Genomic DNA, 15,365 nt, shown 5'->3' with positions numbered 1-15,365 from the left:
TTCATTTATTTCTCAACACCCCAATCTCAAACCTAAAATTTTATGGATTCAAATCCAGCATTGTGTGCAGCGATCGCAAATCACATTACCACCAGTCCCCAGCAACGAATTACTTTTGCCCAATTCATGGATATGGTATTATACCACCCTGAACATGGCTACTATTCTAGCGATGCTGTCAAAATTGGCTTTCAAGGTGGTGATTTTTTCACTTCTCCCAACCTCTGCACTGACTTTGGTGAGTTACTAGCAGAACAATTTTTCCAAATGTGGGAGATTTTAGGAAAACCTGTACCCTTTTCTCTGGTAGAAATGGGAGCAGGTCAAGGACTGCTAGCATTGCATATCCTCAAATATCATCAGCTACGCTACCCAGATTTTTTTACTGCACTGGAGTACATCATTGTTGAAAAGTCCCCAACTTTAAGACAAGAACAGCAGCAACGCTTGCAAAATTTGCCCGTGCGTTGGTGCAATCTAGAGGATATATCATCTGAGGCGATCGCAGGCTGCTTTTTTTCTAACGAGTTAGTAGATGCGTTTCCAGTGCATCAATTCATCCTAGAAACGGGAGAACTCCGAGAAATTTATGTGACAACAGACAAGAATGAGAAAGAAACCAATGCCCCATACCCATCATTTGTAGAAGTCACAGGAGAACTTTCAACGCCCCAACTGGCTGAATATTTGGATTTAGTGGAAATCAACTTTACCCAAAGTGCATACCCAGATGATTACCGCAGTGAAATTAATTTAGCTGCTCTAGACTGGTTGAGTATAGTAGCAGACCGCTTGCAGCGCGGCTATGTGTTAACAATTGATTATGGCTATCCCGCCAGTCGTTACTATAATCCCAGGCGATCGCAAGGAACCCTACAGTGCTATTACCATCACCGTTTCCATGACAACCCCTATATCAATATTGGGCGACAAGATATCACTGCCCATGTTGACTTTACGGCTTTGGAACGCTGGGGTGAGAAGTGCAATTTAAAGAATGTTGGTTTTATGCAGCAGGGATTATTTTTGATGGCGTTGGGGTTAGGTGATCGCATTGCTGCCCTTTCTTATCAACAGCAACCCCTCTCACAGTTACTACAGCGCCGGGACTCACTACACCAGCTTCTAGATCCCACAGGACTAGGCGGCTTTGGAGTCCTAGTTCAGAGCAAAGGTCTGGACAATACAGAAATTTCTCAACCACTACTCGGATTGACCTTGCCAGAGTAAAGGTAAACAAAGAAAAGTTAAAACTCTATTTAAGAATGCAGTCTCAGTCTTATTTAGACTAGCATAACAGTGATTACTGTAAAGTTAAACACACTACCAAAGTAATAATTATGTCCACTCATGACCTGCTAATGCTAGTAACCTTACTTACTCCAGGTATTTTACTTTCAGTAATAATTATGATGACTTTTGCCGCTGGGGGCTAATCACCAAATACGATAATTCAGTAGTCAGTGAATAGTTATCAGTGTTCAAAGATAACTGTTCACTAATAACTGATATTAAAATCAAACGATAGAAACGCGATGTCTACAACAGGCTATGCTTACGCTGTACCAAAGGAACGTGAAAAATGAAGGTGGCATTTCTGGGAACTGGACTGATGGGACTACCAATGGCTCAAAGGTTATTAGCCGCAGATATACAACTAGTTGCCTACAATCGCACCCCAGAAAAATTAGCACCACTACAAGCAGCTGGGGCTGAAATTGTCACACATCCCCGCCACGCCATTCGTGCTGCTGAGTGCGTAATCCTCATGCTTACTAATGCCCCGGCCATTTATAATGTGTTGCTTTCAGATACTGCTTGGCAAACTCTGCAAGGGCGCACTATCATCCAAATGGGAACAATTACTCCCACAGAAAGCCAGGAAATTAGAGATGCAGTTGTTGGGGGGGGTGGTGAGTATTTAGAAGCACCCGTATTAGGGAGTATCCCAGAAGCAAAAGCTGGCAAGTTGAGTGTTATGGTAGGGGCAGAGGCAGAACAATATCAACGCCATTTAAAGCTACTCCAAAATTTTGGGACAGAACCTTTACTTATAGGCCCTGTGGGAGCTGCTGCGGCGCTTAAATTGGCACTAAATCAACTAATAGCTTCTCTAACAACTAGCTTTGCTCTCAGTCTGGCTTTTGTCCAGCGTCAGGGTGTCGATGTGGATGTGTTTATGCAAATATTGCGCGACAGTTCACTCTACGCACCTACCTTTGACAAAAAGCTACAACGGATGTTGGATGGCAATTATGCTGATCCGAATTTCCCCACAAAACACTTGCTCAAAGATACAGAATTGTTTATCTCTGAAGCGAAATCTCAGAGTTTGGATCTCAGCAGTATTAAAGGTGTGCGGCAAATCTTGCAAACAGCTGTGAAAATGTCATTTGCTGATGATGACTACTCATCACTATTTTCTGTAATTAAGGAATGGGGAGAAGCGATCGGGGAATAAATTTTTGTAGGGTAGCACAACTAGCTGTGCTACCCTAACCCGTGGTTTATTTACTTGAAAAATGTTAAAAATTGAGACACATTGAGAAAAGTTTCTCTCTACACCCCTGCATCCCTAATATGCACTTTGAAAATGCTGAATGAAAAGGTTTTAATCGTTAATTAAGGATATTACTGCCCATTCGTAGTCGTTGATGGTAGCAATTGTGGAGACTCAGGCTGAGGCTGAACCTGAGGCTGAGGCTCAGGTCGAGGATTGAGAAATTCTTGCCAAGTCTTAATTTGCTCTTGCGCTGCACTGTAAGCAGCACTACCACGTGGAATCGATTTGGCAATGTCAATCCCTCTGGCAATATCAGACTGACCTTGAGAGCGTGCTATTTCTAACAATTGCTGACTCCACTGGTCAATAGCCTGATTCGCATCCATCCGTAAGATGCTATTGTTTGAAACCCGATCTGCCAGCCGTATTGCTTCAATCAAGGCTTCTGGCGTACCAGCCGCCCCCACTTCCTGGGCTTTTTTCCAATTTTCTCTGGTGCGGATTTGCCCTTCCCAGTCATTTATCGCAGCTTGTGCTTCTTGTGAAAGCGCCCTTCCGGACGAGGCAATTTGTTGAGCTGTGCTAATGGCCCCGGTGAGATTTCCACTCTGAGCGAGTTCTTGTGCCTGATCCAAGTAAGGCTGATCTTGAATTCGCTGAATCTTTCCTACCCAAGTACGAATTTTTTTCTGTGCTTCTGGATATAATGCACGACCTCTACGAATTTCGCTGGCCTGGGCGATCGCAGCTTGCAAAGAGTTAATATCGTCGAATATTGCTATCTGTTCGGCACGTTCTAAGTAAGGTTGGTCTTCAATTGTCTCCACTTGAGCACGCCAGCGACCGATCTCTTGCCTAGCTTCTGTAGCTCTAGGGTTACTAGTAGGTATCAGCTGCACTTGGGCGATCGCTGCTGTTAAATTAGGGACTGTTCCCTGGCTAGCCAATATTCTCGCTTTTTCCAGATGGGCAACATCTTCAATTTCCAACTGCCAACGAGCAATCAGTTCTTGTGCTTCGTTATACACTGGTCTGGAAGGATCAATTTGTTGTGCTTGGGCGATCGCTGCCTCTAAACCAGAAACATTACCGATCCAAGCACTCCTTTTGGCCTCAGCTATGGCGATAAAGTCATCTGTTTCGCCCTGTAGTTTAGTACTTTCTGGAATTTGTCTGGCAATATTCAGTGCTTCCTCGGCATCCTGCTTGTCTAGTTTTGCCTGTGCCAATTCCAGCATTTTGCGTCCAAATGTGGGAATCGCTTCCTGAGCTTTTTGGTAAATGTAACTTTCCTGCCCAATTGACTCGGCTAGCTTGATAGCTTCTAGTAAATTATCGACTACTTTGCTATTTGCTAAACTTTCGGCTTTTCCTAACTTATCGCCATCTTCCCGCGCTGTGGCAATTAGACGATTCAATTGGTCGTATTTAGTACCCGCCCAGTATTGATTGTCTACGCGCAGCATTTTGGCGGATAACATGAATGCCGATTGCCACTGCCGTTCCTTTACTTGGGCGATCGCACCGTTGTATGTGGCTTCTGCCTTTGACCAAATTGACTGCCATTTGCCAATTTGCTCATCGACTAATTTATAAGCCGCCACGTCTTGGGGTATTTTCTGAGCAGTAGCGATCGCTTCATCTAAATTCCCTGTTTGGAAACTTTGATCAGCTAGCTTCAAAATATCCCGTGACCATTCTTCTATGAAACGATCAATTTCTCCATGCAACGGGTGATTTTGTGGTAGTTGCTTCACCAGAGCGATCGCTTGCAATAGGTCGTTCACTGTCTGCTTAGAAGCCGCTAACTGAGCGCAGTGTAGCCGCACAGAAGCACTTGCTAGGGGCCAGAAAATCGATGGGCAATTAGGGGCAGAGGGCAACTTCAGCAGCATTGCCATTGCCAAGAATCCTACACTGCCAGGAATCAACATTATCAGTGCTAGCCACAATATCCAGCTTTTCATCCAGCGTGGCCATTTTCCTGGACTTCTACTGAGTTGGGCAGTTTCTTCTGAATGACTATTTATAGGTAATCCTTCTCTACGAGACGCTTTGCGTAGCTTGCTTCCCTGTAGTACGGTATCGGTTTTTTTTCGCCGCTTCACTGAGTTGGAGGTAGAACCAGTAGCTGGGACATCAAATGGCTGAGTTTCACCGAATTCTTCTGTTCGGGATAATCTTGTGTTTTGATCTGGCTCTCTTGCTCTGGCTGAAGACCAACTGTCTGGAATATCCCGCTCTGTCATCTCTCACACCAAAATAATTGAATAGCGCTCTGCTTTAGGTCGATAATTCCATTGTTGCCATAGTAGCTTTCTCGTGATTAAAAAGCTACTTTTTTGATTATCTCTCTCGACAGAATACCATTAGCAATCTCAAAAATCAGTGCTACTTTATACTTTATCCTGAAACGGTAGATTCAGCTTGCAAATCGGCAATTAGTTGAGCTAAGTGATCGCTACTTGCCTGGTACACGTTGCCGCAAAACTCGCAAGTTGCTTCAGCACCATTATCTTTAATAATCATATCTTGCAGTTCGGCTTCTCCCAAAATCTTAAGTGCCCCCAAAACGCGCTCAAAAGAACAACCACAGTGGAAGCGCAGCATTTGCCGTTCCGGAAAGATTGCCAGCCCCATGTCTCCCAACAGGTCGCCAAAGATTTCAGTCAAAGTCTTCCCAGCTTGCAACAATGGCGTAAATCCTGCTAAACCAGCTACTCGTGATTCCAACGTTTCTACTAGGGCTTCGTCTCTGGCAGCTTTGGGCAATACTTGTACCAGTAATCCTCCAGCTGCCGTCACTCCACCTGCTCCCACGAAGACACCTAAAACTAAAGCTGAAGGTGTTTGTTCGGAATTTACAAGATAATGAGCCACATCATCGCCAATTTCCCCAGAAACTAGTTCTACCGTACTAGAGTAAGGGTAACCATAACCGATATCCCGGACAACATAGAGGTAGCCGCCACCCACTGCACCACCAACATCTAGCTTACCTTTGGCATTGGGAGGCAATTCTACAGATGGATTTCCCACATACCCGCGTACCGTACCATCTAAGCCTGCATCTACCAATATGCCACCCAAAGGCCCATCGCCCTTTACCCGAACGTTGACCCTCGACCCAGTTCGCTTCATACTAGAAGCCATTAACAAGCCTGCCGCCATAGTCCGACCCAGTGCTGCCGTTGCCACATAGGAAAGCTTGTGGCGTCCCCGTGCTTCTTCTGTTAAACGTGTGGTGATCACACCTATGGCACGAATTCCACCTTCGGCTGCTGTTGCACGAATTAACTGATCCGCCATGAATAACCTTACATTTCTTAACAAGTTCACTTTTTCCATTCTAAGTTCTCTGCTGGTAGAAAAGTGACGCCGTAATAATCAGTGATTGTATTTGCAATATTAGAAATAGCGATGTCTCACCTTTAGGTAATCAGAGAAAAATGCTGGGTAATTTTCAACAAAGCCAACTACGGATCGAAATCGAAGCCTCAACAGATGCAATTCATGACAGTCTGCTGCATCCTGTACAACTAGAAAAATGGCTCTTAGGGCAACGCTTTGCGCCAGGAATGCCAGAAGAACTGCTTCCAGGATTCCAGTTTACTACCTGGACTGGGCCAGTCTCGATTCATCATCAAGTAGACGTTGTAAAATCCAACTGTCTCCGCTTAGTACTCAGCGGAGGCATTGACGGGTTTCACGAATGGTACTGGGGAGAAGGTTGGGTACAATCCCGTTTAGAAGGAATTTCAATTTTGCCCTTGAGTTTGGGTCAAACTTTAAGTTTGTTGAGCTTGCGTCAGTTTTTGGCAACTCAAGGACGTTGATTCGACTGAACAGGGATTGGGCATGGGGCATTGAAAAACTCTTCCCCAATCCCTAGTCCCCAGTCTTGTTTCTACTTTCGGGAAGAGTGCGATCGCTATTTTCTTCTCAAGTGCAATTGTAGAGCAGTTTATCAACCAGAAATAATACCTACAATAATTTTTACCAACACCGATAAATCTTCTGGAACTTGATAGCGTTTCTGGTCTTGAGTCACCTGACGATTCGCCCGATGGTAAACTCCAAAACGCCAGTATTCACTAGTCGTAACTGCTCCATATAGGACGATCGCCACATTAGCATCGCTAAGATTCAGTCCCGCTTTAGCGCGTTACTAGTCTAGCAACAGCAGCTTTGAAAGCTTGTTCTTTTTCCTTAATTTGGAGAATAGCGATCGCCCCCGGATTTTCCAGCTGCTGATATCAGTTCATTTCCTCCCTAGCTAATTCAGCAACCGCTTCTGCTGCTTGCACTTCTGTCTAAGTTGTAATTCCCCTGTCTCGCTAGTCTCTTTGGTTGCGACTTAAGTCTGCTTTTGCGGATGCGATCGCCTGTCGTATTGCATTGGACTCAGGAGTGACTTGAGTTTCTAGGGCTTTTAGTTGTACATCGATTTGCGATCGTTGTAACTGATTCTGCCGGATATTGCCGTCTTCTTTTTAAATGAGCTTTTTTGCAAAAGTCCCATAATTTGGTGTTTTCGCCCTGGAGGGCGAAAGCGATGGCTTTTGCTTTTATTACTAATAAGTGCCTTGCCTATAGGAATCCAAGTTGAATTTTGAAAGAATATTTATATTTTTCTGAAACAACAACTTGCTTGATTATTGTTAGAAAGAACCATAGTAATACTTTCATAGTTTTATAATATATGTCTTAAATATGTAATATCAGGGTTATATACAGCTAGGTTTAATATAGTAATTATTCCATTTGAGACGAAAGGAAATATTTATAATTTTTTGAACAACAACTTGCTTGATTCTTGTTAGCAAGAACCATAGTAATACTTTAATGGTCCTATAATATATGTTTTAAAGATGTAAATATCAAGGTTATATATAGCTAGGTTTAATATAACAATTATCCTATTTGAGACGAGAGCAAATATTTATAGTTTTCTGAAATAACAACTTTCTTGATTTTTTTAGCAAGAACCCTAATAATACTTTTATTGACACAAAAAAAGTAACAAATAGACAAAAAGTCTATTTGTTACTTTAAATGTGACGTGACTTTAATCCCAAGAATCAAGCGAGAACTAAAATTATGCAAAGCACATTGTTTACTGCATTAAGCACCAACGAAGAAGCTAACTTGTCTGGTGGTATTCGCGTTATCAGTGGCAATGGCGGCAGAGGCGGCGGAGGCGGCAGAGGCGGCAGAGGCGGCAACGCTATTAGCATTGTTATCGTAATCGCCGGCAGTATTAATAATAGCTCTATTAATGGAGGAACTACAACTGGTGGAAATGGTGGAGGTGGTGGAAATGGTGGAGGTGGTGGAGGTGGAGTTAACGGCAATACTGTTGCTATGGCATAGAAAAATCATTGCCATAGGCAAGCTTATCAGGTTTAGTAGAAGGTAAACAATAAACGTCAAGAGACGATTAACCGCACCTTTAAAGAAATAAAGTTTTTCCTCGTTCCCATGCTCTGCATGGGAATGCATTCATTGAATCTGTGACTCAATTCTGACTCAATATTTAACTGGAGGCAGAGCCTCTAATCAGCTATTCCCGTGCAGAGCATGGGAACGAGAGAACAATGGAAAATCGAGCTTTTTCGACTTGTGTGTACACCGTAGCTTTGAATCAGAGAGGGACGGTTTTGTGTAGTAAAACCTCTTAGAGGTTTCAATATTTATGCTAATTAGGTGGTTATTACATGAGTCGTCGAACTCAGGTTAAACAAGCGTAGGCAAAGCCTTATCGCAGGTTATTCCGCCTGCGCGGACTAGAGAAAAATTATTGGGCAATGCGTTCTTGGACGATCGCCACATTAGCATCGCTGGGATTGAGTCCCGCTTTAGCGCGTTCTAGTCTAGCAACAGCAGCTTTGAAAGCTTGTTCTTTTTCCTGAATTTGAAGAATAGCGATCGCCCCCGTATTTCCTAACTGCTGATATCAGTTCATTTCCTCCCTAGCTAATTCAGCAGCGGCTTCTGCTTCTTGCACTTCTGTCTGAGTTCTAATTCTCCTGTCTCGCTAGTCTCTTTGACTGCGACTTAAGTCTGCTTTTGCGGATGCGATCGCCTGTGGTATTGCATTGGACTCAGGAGTGACTTGAGTTTCTAGGGCTTTTAGTTGTACATCGATTTGCGATCGTTGTAACTGATTCTGCCGGATATACCGCTTCTGGTTTGAATGAGTACAAGGTAGGGGCGCACAGCTAGCTGTACGCCCCTACGAATTGCTGTACTTCACGCCCTTGAAAACAGCTAGATTTCCGAGTATTTGGCTTTTTTTACTGATAAGTGCCTTGCCTGTATATAATATGTTAATATCAAGCTTATATATAGCTAAGTCTAAATAACAATTAGGTATTTTAGTACGAACACTAAATATTTATAATTTTTATCTAAAATCTTATCCTTTCTTAATTTATTTGCAAAAAATTTGTATTATAAAGCTTTTTCCAATTAATAAATGTTTAAGCGAACTTAAACGCTTACATATCAGAATAAATTATATCTCACCCGTTTAGTGTTGTATAAAATAATTTTGAAAAACAATTCTCAGACATAAAAATACTTATTCAAAAATCCAGAATCCCAGTTTTAATTTTTATAACTTTCTTTAAGTACAACTCGTATAAAAAATGTTATTTGGTTTACTTGACTATATCTTTAATCCGAGTAATTTTCATGACTTATAAGTATTAATAGCTAAGTAGATTAATCTATAGATTTTTTTAAAACAAAATTCAGCTTTTAGAAACTCATATATTTATCAACATATCAATCTATCAAAATATATATATTGACACCTGCGATTTTCTGATAAATCAGAGCTGATTTTTAATGAAATTTGTATAAATACTACCCATGTAGTATGTTTTTTCTTAAACAATTAGTTGCTTGACCTATTTAGTAACAGCCGTATAATACATTCAGCGACACAAAAAAGTTAGTAAATATACTCTTTTACGTTTATATCTATTATCTTGGAGTGACGTAACTTTAATCCCAACAATCAAGCGACAACTAAAATCATGGAAAGCACATTGTTTACTGCATTAAGCAGCAACGAAGAAGCCAATCTCTCTGGTGGTGGTAACGCCAATGGCGGTGCAGGCGGCAGAGGCGGCAGAGGCGGCAGAGGCGGCGATGCCGTTGGTGGCGTTGTTTTCGGTGGTGGCACTATTGCTGGCGATACTGATGGTGGAACTACAGCTGGTGGAGTTGGTGCAGCTGGTGGACGTGGTGGAGTTGGTGCAGCTGGTGGACAGGGCATAGGATAGAAAATTCATCGCCATAGGCAAACATCTGACGGTTTAGTAGAAGGGAAACAATAAACGTTAACAGAGGATTAACCGCGCCCTTAGAGAAATAAAGCGTCGCGTTTGAAATAATTTACCCTGTTGCCTCAGATTAAATTACTTTTACACGTGACTCAATTGCTAATCGACTTAATCGTAACCAGCAATTAGCTATTTCTTTGTAGCGTTAATTGTAACATAGTTGATTGTTCCCTACTTAGCTTTTCCTAAAGTTACTAAATATACTCTTAGGTTGATATTTAGTAATTTGGAGTGACGTGACTTTAATCCCAACAATCAAGCGAGAACTAAAATCATGCAAAGCACATTGTTTACTGCATTAAGCAACAACGAAGAAGCCAATCTCTCTGGTGGTCGTGGTAACGCCAATGGCGGCGCAGGCGGCAGAGGCGGCAGAGGCGGCAGAGGCGGCGATGCCTTTGGTGGCGTTGTTTTCGGTAGCGGCATTGTTGTTGGCAATACTAATGGAGGAACTACAACTGGTGGAGCTGGTGGAGCTGGTGGAGCTGGTGGAGCTGGTGGAGCTGGTGGATTGGGCGTAGGATAGAAAATTCATCGCCATAGGCAAACATCTGACGGTTTAGTAGAAGGGAAACAATAAACGTTAACAGAGGATTAACCGCGCCCTTAGAGAAATAAAGCGTCGCGTTTGAAATAATTTACCCTGTTGCCTCAGATTAAATTACTTTTACACGTGACTCAATTGCTAATCGACTTAATCGTAATCAGCAATTAGCTATTTCTTTGTAGCGTTAATTGTAACATAGTTGATTGTTCCCTACTTAGCTTTTCCTAAAGTTACTAAATATACTCTTGAGGTTGATATTTAGTAATTTGGAGTGACGTGACTTTAATCCCAACAATCAAGCGAGAACTAAAATCATGGAAAGCACATTGTTTACTGCATTAAGCAACAACGAAGAAGCCAATCTCTCTGGTGGTGGTAACGCCAATGGTGGCGCAGGCGGCAGAGGCGGCAGAGGCGGCAGAGGCGGCGATGCCTTTGGTGGTGTTACTCACAATGGTGATGCTACTGTTGTTGGCAATACTACTGGAGGAGGTACGACTGGTGGAAATGGTGCAGTTGGTGGAATTGGTGGAAATGGTGGACTTGGTGGAAGTGGCATAGGATAGAAAATTCATCGCCATAGGCAAAACTATGAGGTTTAGTAGAAGGGAAACAATAAACGTCAACAGACGATTAACCGCGCCTTTGAAGACACGATTAACCGCGTCTTTAGAGAAATCAAGCGTCGCGTTTGAAATAATTTACCCTGTTGTCGCAGGTTAAGTTACTTTTGCAGGCGCTTCAATTGCTAATTGACCTACCAGCCATTAGCTAGTTATTTAACGCACTAATCTTACATAGTTTTTTGTTCCCCATCTACTTTCCTTAACGAAACTTAACATTTACGTCGCCCACCAGCAACTGTCGATAAGTTTCAGCAGCGCTTTTCCCTAAACATACTCTTCACCTTTGAGTAGTCCAGTAGGGAAACAAGCGCTGCTACTTCAAAAATCTACTATATTGATCACAATCTAATAACTTGTGGATAGCGAAACTCTTTTTACCTTACTTACTCCAAACGAATAAGCAAGTCTGTCTATTCGTTTGGAGTAAGTAAGATAAACATACCAAAATTCCCGATATTTTCTCTATTGAGATATGGAATATAACTATTTTGGTACGCCCTTGCTCTCGTTATCTTAAGTAAAAACAGCCTTGTCAAAAGTTCAAAACTGATAATTGGCAACTTAGGTTAACTATGGAAAGCACTCAAACATCCCCAATGTTTATCTCACTAACTCAAACCGAAGAAGCAAACTTGTCTGGTGGTGAGAGTACGATTAATACTACACTTATAACGAACGGAGCACCTGGACAAAACGGAGCACCTGGACAAAACGGAGCACCTGGACAAAACGGAGCACCTGGACAAAACGGAGCACCTGGACAAAACGGAGCACCTGGACGAAATGTACAGAGATTCAAACGAATTACAACTAGAAGAGAATTTTTAGAAAGGCTATTGTCCCGACTAGAAAGTGTACGGGCATGATAATACAACTAAACTAAATATTGAGAAATTCCGCTAACGCCCATGTTGTCCACTTCCTAGACTCATGGGAATTAGTTCTCCATTCACCAATTCGTAGCGGGTATCAGTGCCATCATCATATTTCAGGTATTCCTCAAAGATTAGTTTTGGGGTAGTTATAGTCATTGCTTCCCGTTGCAAATTTTTATTTTGGTTTGACGACTAACACCGAACAATTAGCCTCTTCCACAACTTGACTGCTAACAGAACCCTGGACAATTCGCTTCATCCCAATCAACCCCCGACTGCCAATTATAATCAAGTCAGTTTTGTAAATATTGGCAAGGCGAATAATCTCATCAGCAGGATCACCAGTTACCAGTTCTAACTCACTTCTGACTGATAACTTTTCCTGATATGATTGCAGCTGTTTTTCAATATGAAAATAAGAAAACGTTGGGGACTCTGGCTGAGGACGATCAGCGGCTAGTTCCATCTCTGACTCTGGCGTGGGAAACACATGACAGAGAATAACCTTGGCATCTTTTGACAACGCCAAATCATCTAAAGTCTGAATTACTCGTTCTGCAACTTCCGAACCGTCTAGAGCTACCAAAATATTCTTTAGCACCGCTCTCGTCTCCTAAAGAGTAGACCCCTTACATAAGTATCTAGCAAAATTTGTTAGCAGCTACACTAAATTAATTTTCCATCTGACTACTTAGTTTACGCTATGTGCGACTTTCTCTCAAACCTAACCCCCAACCCCAACCCTTGTAGCGTTGGGGAGCAAAAATCAAAGCCTCTCTCCTTTTAGGAGAGAGGTTTGGAGAGAGGTCAGAATATTAAGTCGCACATCGCGTTAGTTTATACAGCAGATTGCAACTTGGTGAGGTACAGATCATCGTAGGGGCACAACATGTTGCATGGGTGTCAACTTAAGCTCAAACACCCAATTTACCCTCGTTTTAGATCCCCCAACCCCCTTAAAAAGGGGGCACTCGATTCTAGCCCCCCCCTTTTTAAGGGGGGTTAGGGGGGATCAAAATTTAGCTGATACATCGAAAAATTTTTACTCTTCTTATCAGACTAGTACAGGTCGGCGGAAATAAACCTACCATTCAAAACAGCCAGAAAGCCCAAAATTAAAACCTTTTGACTTTTGACTTGCGGTACTAGTACGCCACGGCGGAAATAGAGCAACCATTTAAAATCCCTAAAAAGCCCATTCCATAATACTTTTGACTTTTACTTCTCTACGAGAGGCTGGGCCAACGGCTACGCTCAGTACAAGTGACTTTTGACTTTTGACTTCCGCCTTGCGGTACTAGGCTTTCACGTTAAGTTGACACCAATGAACATGTTGTACCCCTACCCGTGTACTTCATTTACCTGCAATACGCTGTATATAGCAATCCGATTTGATTTTTGAAAAAATCTAAGTATTATCTAGGGTACGCTCAGACAATGCCGTACTTTCGTCTAACACACTCTACATTTCAAAAATCAAATATGAGTCGTATATTCGAGGCTGCGCCATAGGTTAATTTTACGCGACTTTCACGCTAGTGGATTGTAGCAACTGGTGTGGAGAAGCTTTTCACCAGTTCCTTGGAGAGGGAAACCCTGCCAAGGAACTGCCATCCGGCAATCAATCCCCGACTTTTGAAACAACTGTGCCGTCAGCAATACCCGACTTGTGAACGCTTAAAGGGTGGCTGAAGGTAGGATAGCAAATGGCGTGCGTAGACGCGTAGCGGCTTGTCGTCAGACATCGCCATCCAAATTTTTAGTCACAACCTATAGAGTGACTTTTGTCAACAGTACAGAAAAAAAATAAGCATTCTAAATCACTCTTCTTGCTGAATTCGGCGTCGGACTGAATCAGCATGGGAAGGTAAGCCCTCTGCTGTTGCTAGCACATCAATTGCACTAGCCACATTTTGCAGTGCGGTTTGGGAGTATTGAATAATACTGGAGTGTTTGAGGAAAGTTTCAACCCCTAATGCCGAAGCATAGCGGGCAGCACCAGAAGTTGGCAAGGTATGATTAGGGCCTGCTAAATAGTCTCCTACAGCTTCTGGTGTTGAGTAACCCAAAAAGATTGCCCCAGCGTGGCGAATCTGTGGTAAGAGTGCCCAAGGGTCTTTGATTTCTAATTCCAGGTGTTCGGGGGCAAATTCATTTGAGAATTCTGCTGCTGCTTGGAGGGATTCCACAAGGACAATCAACCCATAATGAGCGATCGCTTTTTCTGTGTCTATTCGCCGTGGGTGATCCACTAGCTGTCTTTCTAAGGCTAATTGCACGTTTTTCGCCAAAGCAGCATCTGTGGTCAGCAAAATTGCTGCCGCCATTGGATCGTGTTCGGCTTGGGCCAACAAGTCAGCAGCTACATGCACCGGATTTGCGGTTTCATCGGCAATTACCAGCACTTCGCTGGGGCCTGCTAAAGAATCAATCCCGACGGTGCCATAGACAAGTTTTTTCGCTAGGGTAACATAAATGTTACCAGGCCCAGTAATCACATTCACTTTCGGAATCGTTTCTGTGCCATAGGCTAAAGCAGCGATCGCTTGTGCGCCCCCAATGCGATAAATTTCTTGTACTCCTGCTTCTTGGGCAGCTACCAAGACTGCTGGATTAATTGCACCCCCTGGGCCTGGTGGTGTGACCATCACCACATGGGGTACAGCAGCAACATGAGCCGGAATTGCATTCATCAGCACTGTACTGGGATAGGCGGCGCGACCACCAGGCACATACAACCCCGCTCGGTCTACGGGGGTGTAGCGTTTGCCCAGCACTACTTCATCGTCACCAAAGTGTACCCAGCTTTTCGGTACTCGCTGACGATGAAAAGCTTCAATTTGACGGCAAGCTAGCCGAATTGCGTCCATCAACTCTTTTGACACCTGCTGATAGGCTGCATCTAGTTCCGAGCCTGTAACTCGAAGTTCTTCTGCTTTCAGGGTTTGTTTGTCAAATTCGGCTGTGTAATGCAATACAGCTTTGTCGCCTTGGCGCTTCACTGCTTGCAAAACTTCCCGCACCGTTGCTTCTTTGTGAAGCACCTGTTCATCATGGGTGCGATCGCAGATCCGTTGTAGTTCTGCTCTGACGTCTGCCTGCTGAGTAATGATTCGCAGCATGGAGTAAGGACAATGCCAAAATTATAATATTCACACCTGAGATTTAGTATTGCTCTTGACCAACTGGGGTGTGGAAGCTGACTCTAATTCTCTTCTCTAGCTTAACCTGGATTTTTTTGATACTCTCAAGGCTGCCAGCACATGGTTTACTTGAAAAGGCAACTTAATTGCTCAGTCCGACAAGCCTCGGCAGACCAGCGGCAGCAAGCGGGCCTGCCATTTCCCACTACCCTTATGCCCTTACCCTCACTCCTTGCTCTAGTGCAGGTAGTGTGTTTGTACATCCAGTCCCCCGGATTTACAGGGGGTAGGGTCTAAGTATAATTTTTACTTATTTTCC

13 protein-coding genes are annotated in these 15,365 nt (G+C 43.2%); 7 read left to right on the top strand and 6 right to left on the bottom strand.

Annotation, left to right across the window (positions count from 1 at the left end; translation table 11 throughout):
• Positions 1–42: 42 nt before the first annotated feature.
• On the top strand, positions 43–1,230 hold the full coding sequence (locus V7K85_RS10215) for a class I SAM-dependent methyltransferase (protein ID WP_334813238.1): 1,188 nt from the start codon (positions 43–45) through the stop codon (positions 1,228–1,230).
• A 352-nt stretch (positions 1,231–1,582) separates the two neighbouring features.
• Complete coding sequence (locus V7K85_RS10210) at positions 1,583–2,461, top strand: NAD(P)-dependent oxidoreductase (RefSeq protein ID WP_334813236.1); 879 nt, start codon at positions 1,583–1,585, stop codon at positions 2,459–2,461.
• Positions 2,462–2,631: 170 nt separating this feature from the next.
• On the opposite strand, the gene V7K85_RS10205 is transcribed toward V7K85_RS10210, so the two are convergent.
• On the bottom strand, positions 2,632–4,752 hold the full coding sequence (locus tag V7K85_RS10205; RefSeq protein ID WP_334813234.1) for a chromosome segregation ATPase: 2,121 nt from the start codon (positions 4,750–4,752) through the stop codon (positions 2,632–2,634).
• A gap of 154 nt (positions 4,753–4,906) precedes the next feature.
• The gene (gene hslO / locus V7K85_RS10200) at positions 4,907–5,812 is read right to left on the bottom strand and encodes an Hsp33 family molecular chaperone HslO (RefSeq protein WP_334813233.1); all 906 of its coding nucleotides are present in this window, start codon (positions 5,810–5,812) and stop codon (positions 4,907–4,909) included.
• Between the two features lie 140 nt (positions 5,813–5,952).
• Between hslO and V7K85_RS10195 the strand changes: the two genes are divergently transcribed.
• The gene (locus tag V7K85_RS10195; protein ID WP_334813231.1) at positions 5,953–6,339 is read left to right on the top strand and encodes a hypothetical protein; all 387 of its coding nucleotides are present in this window, start codon (positions 5,953–5,955) and stop codon (positions 6,337–6,339) included.
• Positions 6,340–6,470: 131 nt separating this feature from the next.
• Here V7K85_RS10195 and V7K85_RS10190 read toward each other — a convergent pair whose 3' ends face one another.
• Positions 6,471–6,632, bottom strand: a complete 162-nt coding sequence (locus V7K85_RS10190; protein ID WP_334813229.1) for a hypothetical protein — start codon at positions 6,630–6,632, stop codon at positions 6,471–6,473.
• 971 nt (positions 6,633–7,603) lie between these two features.
• On the opposite strand from V7K85_RS10190, the gene V7K85_RS10185 reads away from it, so the two are divergent.
• The 4 genes from V7K85_RS10185 to V7K85_RS10170 all read left to right on the top strand — a co-directional run bounded on the left by V7K85_RS10185 (position 7,604) and on the right by V7K85_RS10170 (position 10,968).
• A complete protein-coding gene (locus V7K85_RS10185) occupies positions 7,604–7,876 on the top strand; it encodes a hypothetical protein (protein ID WP_334813228.1) in 273 nt (90 codons plus the stop codon).
• A 1,670-nt stretch (positions 7,877–9,546) separates the two neighbouring features.
• Positions 9,547–9,795, top strand: a complete 249-nt coding sequence (locus tag V7K85_RS10180) for a hypothetical protein (protein WP_334813227.1) — start codon at positions 9,547–9,549, stop codon at positions 9,793–9,795.
• A 334-nt stretch (positions 9,796–10,129) separates the two neighbouring features.
• A complete protein-coding gene (locus V7K85_RS10175) occupies positions 10,130–10,381 on the top strand; it encodes a hypothetical protein (protein ID WP_334813226.1) in 252 nt (83 codons plus the stop codon).
• 335 nt (positions 10,382–10,716) lie between these two features.
• The gene (locus V7K85_RS10170) at positions 10,717–10,968 is read left to right on the top strand and encodes a hypothetical protein (RefSeq protein WP_334813224.1); all 252 of its coding nucleotides are present in this window, start codon (positions 10,717–10,719) and stop codon (positions 10,966–10,968) included.
• Between the two features lie 959 nt (positions 10,969–11,927).
• Here V7K85_RS10170 and V7K85_RS10165 read toward each other — a convergent pair.
• The 3 genes from V7K85_RS10165 to hisD form a co-directional block, all read right to left on the bottom strand.
• A complete protein-coding gene (locus tag V7K85_RS10165) occupies positions 11,928–12,059 on the bottom strand; it encodes a Uma2 family endonuclease (protein ID WP_442940568.1) in 132 nt (43 codons plus the stop codon).
• Positions 12,060–12,078: 19 nt separating this feature from the next.
• Entirely contained in the window at positions 12,079–12,504 is a 426-nt protein-coding gene (locus V7K85_RS10160; RefSeq protein WP_334813222.1) for a universal stress protein, read from the bottom strand.
• A gap of 1,219 nt (positions 12,505–13,723) precedes the next feature.
• Positions 13,724–15,025 carry a histidinol dehydrogenase gene (gene hisD / locus V7K85_RS10155; RefSeq protein WP_334813220.1) on the bottom strand — a complete coding sequence of 434 codons (1,302 nt, stop codon included), beginning with the start codon at positions 15,023–15,025 and terminating at the stop codon, positions 13,724–13,726.
• Between the last annotated feature and the right edge of the window lie 340 nt (positions 15,026–15,365).

The organism is Nostoc sp. (assembly GCF_036917615.1).
GTDB lineage: Bacteria > Cyanobacteriota > Cyanobacteriia > Cyanobacteriales > Nostocaceae > Nostoc.
This window is presented reverse-complemented; position numbering and strand designations above follow the sequence as displayed.

Coding starts and splice junctions, on each gene's coding strand:
- V7K85_RS10165 (WP_442940568.1), bottom strand. CDS start 12,059: ATGACTATAACTACCCCAAAACTAATCTTTGAGGAATACCTGAAATAT.
- hisD (WP_334813220.1), bottom strand. CDS start 15,025: ATGCTGCGAATCATTACTCAGCAGGCAGACGTCAGAGCAGAACTACAA.
- V7K85_RS10180 (WP_334813227.1), top strand. CDS start 9,547: ATGGAAAGCACATTGTTTACTGCATTAAGCAGCAACGAAGAAGCCAAT.
- V7K85_RS10175 (WP_334813226.1), top strand. CDS start 10,130: ATGCAAAGCACATTGTTTACTGCATTAAGCAACAACGAAGAAGCCAAT.
- hslO (WP_334813233.1), bottom strand. CDS start 5,812: ATGGCGGATCAGTTAATTCGTGCAACAGCAGCCGAAGGTGGAATTCGT.
- V7K85_RS10210 (WP_334813236.1), top strand. CDS start 1,583: ATGAAGGTGGCATTTCTGGGAACTGGACTGATGGGACTACCAATGGCT.
- V7K85_RS10170 (WP_334813224.1), top strand. CDS start 10,717: ATGGAAAGCACATTGTTTACTGCATTAAGCAACAACGAAGAAGCCAAT.
- V7K85_RS10185 (WP_334813228.1), top strand. CDS start 7,604: ATGCAAAGCACATTGTTTACTGCATTAAGCACCAACGAAGAAGCTAAC.
- V7K85_RS10195 (WP_334813231.1), top strand. CDS start 5,953: ATGCTGGGTAATTTTCAACAAAGCCAACTACGGATCGAAATCGAAGCC.
- V7K85_RS10215 (WP_334813238.1), top strand. CDS start 43: ATGGATTCAAATCCAGCATTGTGTGCAGCGATCGCAAATCACATTACC.
- V7K85_RS10205 (WP_334813234.1), bottom strand. CDS start 4,752: ATGACAGAGCGGGATATTCCAGACAGTTGGTCTTCAGCCAGAGCAAGA.